The organism is Kitasatospora sp. NPDC059160 (assembly GCF_042755465.1).
Lineage (GTDB): Bacteria > Actinomycetota > Actinomycetes > Streptomycetales > Streptomycetaceae > Kitasatospora.
Genome location: NZ_JBHZCN010000194.1, coordinates 1 through 8,485, shown reverse-complemented (window position 1 = coordinate 8,485; position 8,485 = coordinate 1). Strand labels below are relative to the sequence as shown.

Below are 8,485 nucleotides of genomic sequence, written 5' to 3'. Positions count from 1 at the left end.
CCCGTTCGTTCGGCGTCCGGGCCGGCGGGCCGCGTCCGGGGCGGGTCAGCCCGTCCCGGCGTCCGCGTGCTTCGCGTTGACGGCCCGGCGCAGGGCGCGCGGGACCGGGCCGGCCGCCGGGGCCAGCTTGTCGATCCGGGCCCGGAACTCGCGCCGGTGGCGCCAGGTCAGGGCCGTACTCAGCCGGGCCGCGTCGACCAGGGCGACCAGCGCCGCGTCCGCCGGGTCGACCCGGCTGAACGGGCCGCTCAGCGCCGAGGTGACGCTCGCCGCCAGCGCCTTGCGCACCCGGGGCTCCGTCAGGGTGACCCGGGCGACCGGGAAGATCCCGAGCATCCGGTGCTCCTCGACCCGGATCCGCCCGGCGGCCGCGAGCCCGTCGCGGACCACCCGCGCCGACCGCCCCCGGCGCCCGATCCAGCTCCACCAGGTACGCCGCCGCCCCTGGCGGATCTGCTCCAGCAGCGCGGCGGAGAGCGGGTCGAGCCCGCCGGTCGGGCCGTCGACGGCGGCCGGGTGCCGGCCGTCGTCACGGATCAGTCCGCGGCGGAGGAGCTCGGTGAGCGCCGCCGCCCGCAGGGCCAGGTCCAGGTCGGTCGTGCGGGTGAGCCGCCCGCGCTCGGGGTCGTAGGCGAGCAGGTAGAGCTTCTCGGGCAGATTGACGGGAAGGTCCATCTCGGTCTCCGAAGGATCAGGGACGATCTGCGGAGCGCCCGGCCGCTGCGGTCAGTCCTCGGCGGGACCGCCGTCCTCCGGGCTCTCCTTGGGCGGTCGGCCGCGCCGGGGAAGCCGGGCCGCGCCGCTGGGCATCCGGCCGGCCTCGCCGAGGGCGCGGCGGAGCACGAACTCGATCTGGGCGTTGGTGCTGCGCAGTTCGTCCGCGGCCCACCTCGCCAGTGCGTCGTGAACCGAAGGATCCAGTCGCAACAGGAGCTTCTTCCGTTCCGTCGCCAACGCCGCGCCCTTACTGGTAGAGGGAGCCCGTGTTCACGACGGGCTGGGTGCCCCGGTCGCCGCAGAGCACCACCAGGAGGTTGCTCACCATGGCGGCCTTGCGCTCCTCGTCCAACTCCACCACGTCCCGCTCGGCGAGCCGGTCCAAGGCCTCCTCGACCATACCGACGGCGCCCTCGACGATCAGCCGCCGGGCGGCCACCACGGCCCCGGCCTGCTGCCGCTGGAGCATCACCTGGGCGACCTCGGGCGCGTAGGCGAGCCGGGTGATCCGGGACTCGACGACCCGCACACCGGCCGAGGCGACCCGGGCGGCGATCTCGGCGGACAGCTTTCGGGCGATCTCGTCCGCGCCGTCGCGCAGCGACAACTGCCCCTCGTGGTGGGCGTCGTACGGGTAGCTGGTGGCGATGTGCCGGACGGCCGTCTCGGTCTGGATGGCGACGAAGTCGACGTAGTCGTCCACCTCGAACACCGCCATCGCGGAGTCCTCGACCTGCCAGACCACCACGGCGGCGATCTCGATCGGGTTGCCGTCCGCGTCGTTGACCTTGGCGGTCTCGGTCTCGTGGTTGCGGATCCGCAGCGAGATGTGCCGGCGGCTGGTGAAGGGGTTCAGCCAGCTGATCCCCTCGGCGCGGATCGTCCCCCGGTAGGTGCCGAGCAGCTGGACCACCCGGGCCGAGCCGGGCGAGACGACCGTCAGCCCGCAGAGCAGGACCAGCGAGCCGAGCAGCACCAGTGGTCCGAGGACCACCAGCGGAACGCCCAGGCCCTTGTCGCCACCGGCGAGTTGGACCCCACCGGCGATCAGTCCGGCGAGCCCGGCGAGCACGCCCAGCAGGGCGCCGCCGAGCACCGGCAGCCCCGGAGCCCCGGTGATGACCCGCTCGGTGACCCTCGGGGCCGGGAGGTCGAGGACGGGGCCGTCCTCGACGGAGACGTGCGGTGCGGTCATGGGACCGACTCCCCCTTGTGCGATGTGCGCCGCGCGGACGTCCGCTGCAGCTGTCAAAGTGATATCACTTTTTCGGGGCACCGCACCAGGGGTGAACGCGGTCCGACGCCGCCGGGCGCCGCAGAGCCGCCGGCCGTCGCATCCCGGGGGTTCGCCTCGCGCTCCGGCGGATCACCCGAAGTGATGCTCCGGTACGCGCAGTTGAGGACTCGACGCCCATGGGTCGGCCACTGCGTGCACGGCCGCGCGGCAGGCGGGATGCACCGGCCCCACGCGACCCGGAAGGCCACGGGCCCGACCGGCCCCCGGGTCCCCAGGGAGGGTGAACCTCGGCGTGTAATCGCCACGGAGGATGTTTGCGCGCGTACAGTCTGTTCTCGCCGCGCCTGGAGCCCCGTCGGCCGACGGGCCGCACGGGGGTGGGAGAAGTGGGGCGGGTGGGACTCGAACCCACGACCAAGGGATTATGAGTCCCCTGCTCTAACCGGCTGAGCTACCGCCCCGGTTCGCCGCGCGTGCCGGTCGTCGGCCACGGCAGCAGCAGACGGCCCCGCGAGGCCGTCCCGGGCAGCATAGCCGGTCGATCACCCGTGGTGCGCGCCGGGGGCGCAGCTGGGTGCGGGAGGGCGCGCGCCCGCCCCGGTGGCGGGCTCCGGGTGGCGACGGAGGGCCCGGACAGGGCAGCCTGGGCTGATGACGATGCGTGGGGCGGGAGCTGCGGCCGGAGGACTGGTGCTGGCCTTCGCGCTGGCGGGGTGCACCACCGCGGCGCGGCCCGGCACCGTCGCCCCGACGGTCACCTCGGCACCGCCCGGTGCCGCCGACGCCCACGGCTGGAGCAAGCAGCGCTTCAAGGGGGCGATCGGCAAGCACACCGGGGTCACCCGCACCGCCAAGCCCACCGTGCTCAACGGCCTGGTCGGTGCGGTGTTCACGCGCAACGCGGACGGGGACCACTTCTGCACCGCCAGCGTGGTCGACAGCGCCGGGCTCAACCTGATCGTCACCGCCGCCCACTGCGTCTGGGACCCGAGGATCGGCCGGCGCAGCGACCTGGTCTTCGTCCCCGGCTACCGCAACGGCGACACCCCGAGCGGGGTCTGGCCGCTGCTGGCGGTCAGCGTGGACGACGGCTGGAAGGACCACGCCGACCCGGACATGGACGTCGCCTTCGCCGTCGTCCAGGCGCAGAACGGGCAGCAGGTGCAGCAGGTGCTCGGCGCCAACAAACTGGGCGTCAACCGCGGCTACCAGGTCCCGGTGCGGGTGACCGGCTACCCGGGCAGCAGCGACGTCCCGATCACCTGCTCGAACACCACCACCGAACAGAGTGCCACCCAGCTGCGGATCGACTGCCCGGACTACACCGGCGGCACCAGCGGCAGTCCCTGGGTCACCGACTTCGACCCGTCCACCAGGACCGGCACCGTGGTCGGCGTGATCGGCGGCTACCAGGAGGGCGGGAGCAGCCCGGACACCTCGTACAGCAGCTACTTCGGCGACCGGGTCCAGGCGCTCTACGACCGGGCCACCGGCTGACCGGGCCGGCCCCGGACCGATTCGAACACCCGGCAGTGGCGCCGCCGGGCACGGCCTGGTAGATCTTCCTCTCGAACGGCGGAACGCACGGCCCGGATGCCCGCCCCGAGGAACGAGACGGAGCCCCGATGGCCCCCCGCCCGGTGCCGCCCGCGCGCGCGGCCGGAGCGACCGCGCTGGCTGCCCTGCTGCTGACCGCCGGCACCGCGTGCGGCAGCGGGCCGGACGCGGCGCCGAACGCCGAGGTCGCCCAGCAGAGCGCGGCCCGCGACCGGATCGGCACGCTGTCCGTCCACAGCGCCCAGGGCCCCCGGTCCTGCACGGCGAGCGTGGTGCGCAGCCCCGCGCGCAATCTGCTGGTCACCGCCGCGCACTGCGTGCAGAACCAGCGGGTCGGCCTGCTGGACGGCCTGGTGTTCACCCCCGGCTACCGCAACGGGTACTCCCCGTACGGGAGTTGGCAGGTGCAGTCGATCACCGTCGATCCCCGCTGGGCCTCCGACGACGACCCGGACTACGACGTGGCCTTCGTCACCGTCCGCCCGGCCGACGGCCGGCAGGTCGAGGAGGCGGTCGGCGGCAACCCGCTCGGCACCGGCCGGGGCGTCGGACTGGCGGTCTCGGTGACCGGCTACCCGAACGAGAGCGACGAACCGATCACCTGCGCGGTCCGGACCAGCTCGCAGAGCGCCACCCAGGAACGCTTCGACTGCGGCGGCTACACCGACGGCACCAGCGGCAGTCCCTGGGTGACCGGCGACGGCACGGTGGTCGGCGTGATCGGCGGCTACCAGGAGGGCGGGGACACCCCGGGCACCTCGTACAGCGTGGCCTTCGACCAGCGGATCGCCGACCTGTACCGGCGGGCGACCACCTGATCCCGGCGATGCCCTCCCCGGCCCGCCCGCGGCGCCGGGGAGGGCACGGCGGGGTGACGCACGCGACACCGGGGCGGACAACACGAAGGCCCCCCGGTCGTCCGAGGGGCCTTCGCTCTGAGCAGTCACCGGGCGGACCCGGTGCAGCTCCCGCAATTGGACTCGAACCAATAACCTGCCGATTAACAGTCGGCTGCTCTGCCAATTGAGCTATGCGGGATCGCGGTACTCAACTTCCGTACCACGGGCGGGAATCGGGCTCCGAGGAGCACTACTCCCGAGCTCCCCCAATTGGACTCGAACCAATAACCTGCCGATTAACAGTCGGCTGCTCTGCCAATTGAGCTATGGGGGATCGGCTTCCGCTTCGGCTCCCGTGACCCGGGCTCCTCGGCGCTCGCTGCGGGACATACATTAGCGCACTCGGGGGGGTGGTCCGCCAATCGTTTCCCCGGCCGCCCCGAACCTCCGGTCCGGCGTGCCCCGCGCGCGCCCCCGACGGCACCCGGGGATGCTGGGGGCGCGGACGGTTCGCCGTCCCGGGCAACGGGTAGGGCAATGCGGCAGAAGGCCGCCAGGAGAGGGTGGGTCCGATCATGTGGAAGCTGTCGTTGGCCGCGGGTTTCGCGGCCGGCTACGTCCTCGGCTCGCGGGCCGGGCGCCGGCGCTACGAACAGATCACCGAGGTCACCCGGCGGATCGCCCGGAACCCGACCGTGCAGGGGGCCACCGACCGGGCGCGGCAGCAGGCCGGGGCGGTGGCCGGGAAGGCGGCCGGTGCCGTCGCGGACCGGGTCGGGGACAGGCTGCCGAACGCCGTCACCGACCGGGTGCCGTACTTCACCCGCTCCCGGGCGGAGGACGACGGCTGGGGCACCGTCCGCCCGTGACCGGGCGGTAGCCACCGTCCGTGACGGGGCGGTGATCCCCCGGCAAAGGAGATCCCAACGCCCGGTCCCGAACCGGCAACGGCTCACCCGGCCCGGACGCGTCCCGGGCCGGGCTGAGGCATGATCTCGACATGGCCATCGTCGCGGGGATAGACAGCTCGACCAGCCGCACCAGGATCGTCGCGTGCGACGCCGACACCGGCACCGTCCTGCGCTCCGGCAAGGCGCCCCACCCCGTCCCCGAGGACCAGGACCTGCGCCCCGGCGAGGCCGACCCGCAGGTCTGGCTGCACTCCCTCGGCGACGCCGCGGCCGGCGGCCTGCTGGAGGGCGTCCGGGCGATCGGCGTCAGCGCCCAGCAGCACGGCATGATCGGCCTGGACGCGGGCGGGGTGCAGGTGCGGCCCGCGATCCTGTGGAACGACCCGCGCTCCAGCGGCGCCGCCGCCAAGCTGCTGGACGCCCTCGGCGGCCCGGCCGCCTGGACCGCCGCGATCGGCGCCGTCCCCGGACCCACGTACACCATCGCCAAGCTGCGCTGGCTGGCCGAGTTCGAGCCGGCCAACGCCCGCCGGGTCGCCGAGGTGCTGCTGCCGCACGACTGGCTGGTCTGGCAGCTGCTCGGCCACCCCAAGCGCCGCACCACCGACCGCGGCGACGCCTCCGGCACCGGCTACTGGTCCCCGATCACCGGCGAGTACCGGCAGGACCTGGTCGAGCTGGCGCTCGGCCACGAACTCCGGCTGCCCGACGTGCTCGGCCCCGCCGAACCCGCCGGGCACACCCCCGAGGGCCTGCTGATCTCGGCCGGCACCGGCGACAACATGGCCGCCGCCCTCGGCCTGGGCCTCGGTCCGGGCGACGCGGTGGTCTCGCTCGGCAGCGCCGGGACGATCTTCGCGGTGCACGAGGAGGCCGTGGTGGACGCCACCGGCCTGGTCTCCTCCTTCGCCGACGCGAGCGGCCGCCACCTGCCGATGGTCGCCACCCTCAACGCCGCCCAGGTGCTGCGCTCCACCGCCGCCGTGCTCGGCCGGGACCTGGAGGGGCTGAGCGACCTCGCCCTGCACTCCTCCCCCGGCGCCTACGGCCTGGTGCTGCTGCCCTACCTGGACGGCGAGCGCACCCCCGCGCTGCCGCACGCCGCCGGCACCCTGACCGGCCTGCGGGCCGAGGCGATGACCCCTCAGCACCTGGCCCGGGCCGCCGTCGAGGGCATGCTGTGCAACACCGCCGACGCCCTGGACGTGCTGCGCGCCCTGGGCGTCGGCATCAAGCGGGTGTTCCTGCTCGGCGCGGCCGGCCGGCTGCCCGCCGTCCGGCACATCGCCCCGATGCTGTTCGGCGTCCCGGTCGTGGTGCCCCCGCCGGGCGCGCACGCCGCCCGCGGCGCCGCCCGGCAGGCCGCCTGGGCGCTGGCCGGCACCTCCGAGCCGCCGGAGTGGGCGCTGCCGGACGCCGAGACGGTCGAGCCCGAGGGCGAACAGGACCTGGCGATCGGGTCGGCGGTGCGCCAGCAGTACCGCGCCGCCCGGGACCAGATCCACCCGGAGGCCGCCGCCGGCCCCTCGGCCTGAGCCCTGCCGTCCGGGCCGACCCCGACCGGCCGGAGTCCGCCGGTGAGGATGCGTCACCCGGCGCCCGGTGGCAGCGTGGGTCGGGACACGGCAACCGAGGCGAAGGGCGACAGCCACCCATGGCCCTGCACAAGGGGACCGGCGACGACCGCCGGCTGAGCGTCAGTCCGTTCCTCGGCATCACCGACCCGCTGGGCGCGATGGAACTCGCCCCGCCGGTGCACCGGCTCGGCGAGGGCCCGGTCGCGGCCGACACCGCGTACCAGCTGATCCACGACGAGCTGATGCTGGACGGCAGCGCCAAGCTCAACCTGGCGACCTTCGTCACCACCTCGATGGAGGTGCAGGCGACCCGGCTGATGACCGAGTGCCTGGACAAGAACATGATCGACAAGGACGAGTACCCGCAGACCGCCGAACTGGAGCGGCGCTGCGTGGCCATCCTCGCCGACCTCTGGCACGCCCCCGACCCGGACGCCGCGGTCGGCTGCTCCACCACCGGCTCCAGCGAGGCCTGCATGCTGGCCGGCATGGCGCTCAAGCGCCGCTGGATGCGCCGCAACCCCGAGCGCTACGCGGCCGGGGCCCGGCCCAACCTCGTGATGGGCGTCAACGTCCAGGTGTGCTGGGAGAAGTTCTGCACCTTCTGGGAGATCGAGGCCCGCACCGCGCCGATGGAGGGCGAGCGCTTCCACCTCGGCCCCGAGCAGGCCGTCGCGCTGTGCGACGAGAACACCATCGGCGTGGTCGGCGTCCTCGGCTCGACCTTCGACGGCTCGTACGAGCCGGTCGCGGAGATCTGCGCGGCCCTGGACGAGCTCCAGGCGCGCACCGGCCTGGACGTCCCGGTGCACGTGGACGGCGCCTCCGGCGGCATGGTGGCGCCCTTCCTCGACCCGGAGCTGGTCTGGGACTTCCGGCTCCCCCGGGTGCAGTCGATCAACACCTCCGGCCACAAGTACGGCCTGGTCTACCCCGGCGTCGGCTGGGCGCTGTGGCGGGACAAGGAGGCCCTGCCCGAGGAACTGGTCTTCCGGGTCAACTACCTGGGCGGCGAGATGCCGACCTTCGCGCTCAACTTCTCCCGGCCCGGCGCGCAGGTCGCGGCGCAGTACTACGTCTTCCTGCGGCTCGGCCGGGCCGGTTTCCGGGCGGTCCAGGGCGCCTGCCGGGAGGTCGCCGGCTACCTGGCCGGGGAGATCGGGAAGCTCGGCTGCTTCCGGCTGCTGACCCGCGGCGACCAGGTCCCGGTGTTCGCCTTCACCACCACCGAGGACGTCACCTTCGACGTCTTCGACGTCTCACGGCGGCTGCGCGAGCGCGGCTGGCAGGTCCCCGCGTACACCTTCCCGGCGAACCGGCAGGACCTGTCGGTGCTCCGGGTGGTCTGTCGCAACGGCTTCTCCCGGGACCTCGCCGACCTGCTGCTGGCCGACCTCAACCGGCTGCTGCCGGAGCTGCGCCGCCAGCCCGTCCCGCTGCAGGACCTGGGCGTGCCGGTCCGCGAGGGCTTCCACCACTGAAGGCGTTTCCGGGGCGGCTCAGCGCCCCGGAAACGCCGCGGTGGGGGGGGGGAGGGGTATAGCCCCGCCCCCCGCGGGTGGACGGGGGGGGGGGGCGCCCCCCCCCCCGCGCGGGGCCGCAACAGGGCGGGGGGAGGGCGGACGGCAGCGGGCGCGCCCGACCCGG

At 74.3% G+C, this 8,485-nt stretch carries 8 protein-coding genes and 3 tRNA genes; 5 read left to right on the top strand and 6 right to left on the bottom strand.

Annotated elements, in window-relative coordinates:
* Nucleotides 1-45: 45 nt before the first annotated feature.
* The 4 genes from ACFXOZ_RS41345 to ACFXOZ_RS41330 form a co-directional block, all read right to left on the bottom strand.
* Complete coding sequence (locus tag ACFXOZ_RS41345; protein ID WP_380595210.1) at nucleotides 46-675, bottom strand: GPP34 family phosphoprotein; 630 nt, start codon at nucleotides 673-675, stop codon at nucleotides 46-48.
* Nucleotides 676-726: 51 nt separating this feature from the next.
* A complete protein-coding gene (locus ACFXOZ_RS41340) occupies nucleotides 727-954 on the bottom strand; it encodes a hypothetical protein (RefSeq protein WP_380401618.1) in 228 nt (75 codons plus the stop codon).
* A 10-nt stretch (nucleotides 955-964) separates the two neighbouring features.
* Nucleotides 965-1,912, bottom strand: a complete 948-nt coding sequence (locus ACFXOZ_RS41335) for an SPFH domain-containing protein (protein WP_380527562.1) — start codon at nucleotides 1,910-1,912, stop codon at nucleotides 965-967.
* A 429-nt stretch (nucleotides 1,913-2,341) separates the two neighbouring features.
* A tRNA-Ile gene (locus ACFXOZ_RS41330) sits at nucleotides 2,342-2,415 on the bottom strand.
* 190 nt (nucleotides 2,416-2,605) lie between these two features.
* On the opposite strand from ACFXOZ_RS41330, the gene ACFXOZ_RS41325 reads away from it, so the two are divergent.
* Both ACFXOZ_RS41325 and ACFXOZ_RS41320 read left to right on the top strand, forming a co-directional pair.
* Nucleotides 2,606-3,451, top strand: a complete 846-nt coding sequence (locus tag ACFXOZ_RS41325; protein ID WP_380595208.1) for a trypsin-like serine peptidase — start codon at nucleotides 2,606-2,608, stop codon at nucleotides 3,449-3,451.
* Between the two features lie 128 nt (nucleotides 3,452-3,579).
* The gene (locus tag ACFXOZ_RS41320) at nucleotides 3,580-4,329 is read left to right on the top strand and encodes a trypsin-like serine peptidase (protein ID WP_380401627.1); all 750 of its coding nucleotides are present in this window, start codon (nucleotides 3,580-3,582) and stop codon (nucleotides 4,327-4,329) included.
* A gap of 147 nt (nucleotides 4,330-4,476) precedes the next feature.
* Here ACFXOZ_RS41320 and ACFXOZ_RS41315 read toward each other — a convergent pair.
* A tRNA-Asn gene (locus ACFXOZ_RS41315) sits at nucleotides 4,477-4,549 on the bottom strand.
* Between the two features lie 62 nt (nucleotides 4,550-4,611).
* Nucleotides 4,612-4,684 (bottom strand) — tRNA-Asn (locus ACFXOZ_RS41310).
* A 241-nt stretch (nucleotides 4,685-4,925) separates the two neighbouring features.
* On the opposite strand from ACFXOZ_RS41310, the gene ACFXOZ_RS41305 reads away from it, so the two are divergent.
* The 3 genes from ACFXOZ_RS41305 to ACFXOZ_RS41295 all read left to right on the top strand — a co-directional run bounded on the left by ACFXOZ_RS41305 (nucleotide 4,926) and on the right by ACFXOZ_RS41295 (nucleotide 8,319).
* Nucleotides 4,926-5,219 carry a hypothetical protein gene (locus ACFXOZ_RS41305; protein WP_375892545.1) on the top strand — a complete coding sequence of 98 codons (294 nt, stop codon included), beginning with the start codon at nucleotides 4,926-4,928 and terminating at the stop codon, nucleotides 5,217-5,219.
* Between the two features lie 131 nt (nucleotides 5,220-5,350).
* Nucleotides 5,351-6,796, top strand: coding sequence for an FGGY family carbohydrate kinase (locus ACFXOZ_RS41300; RefSeq protein ID WP_375892544.1), 1,446 nt, complete (start codon nucleotides 5,351-5,353; stop codon nucleotides 6,794-6,796).
* A gap of 119 nt (nucleotides 6,797-6,915) precedes the next feature.
* The gene (locus tag ACFXOZ_RS41295; protein WP_375892542.1) at nucleotides 6,916-8,319 is read left to right on the top strand and encodes a glutamate decarboxylase; all 1,404 of its coding nucleotides are present in this window, start codon (nucleotides 6,916-6,918) and stop codon (nucleotides 8,317-8,319) included.
* Nucleotides 8,320-8,485: the final 166 nt, after the last annotated feature.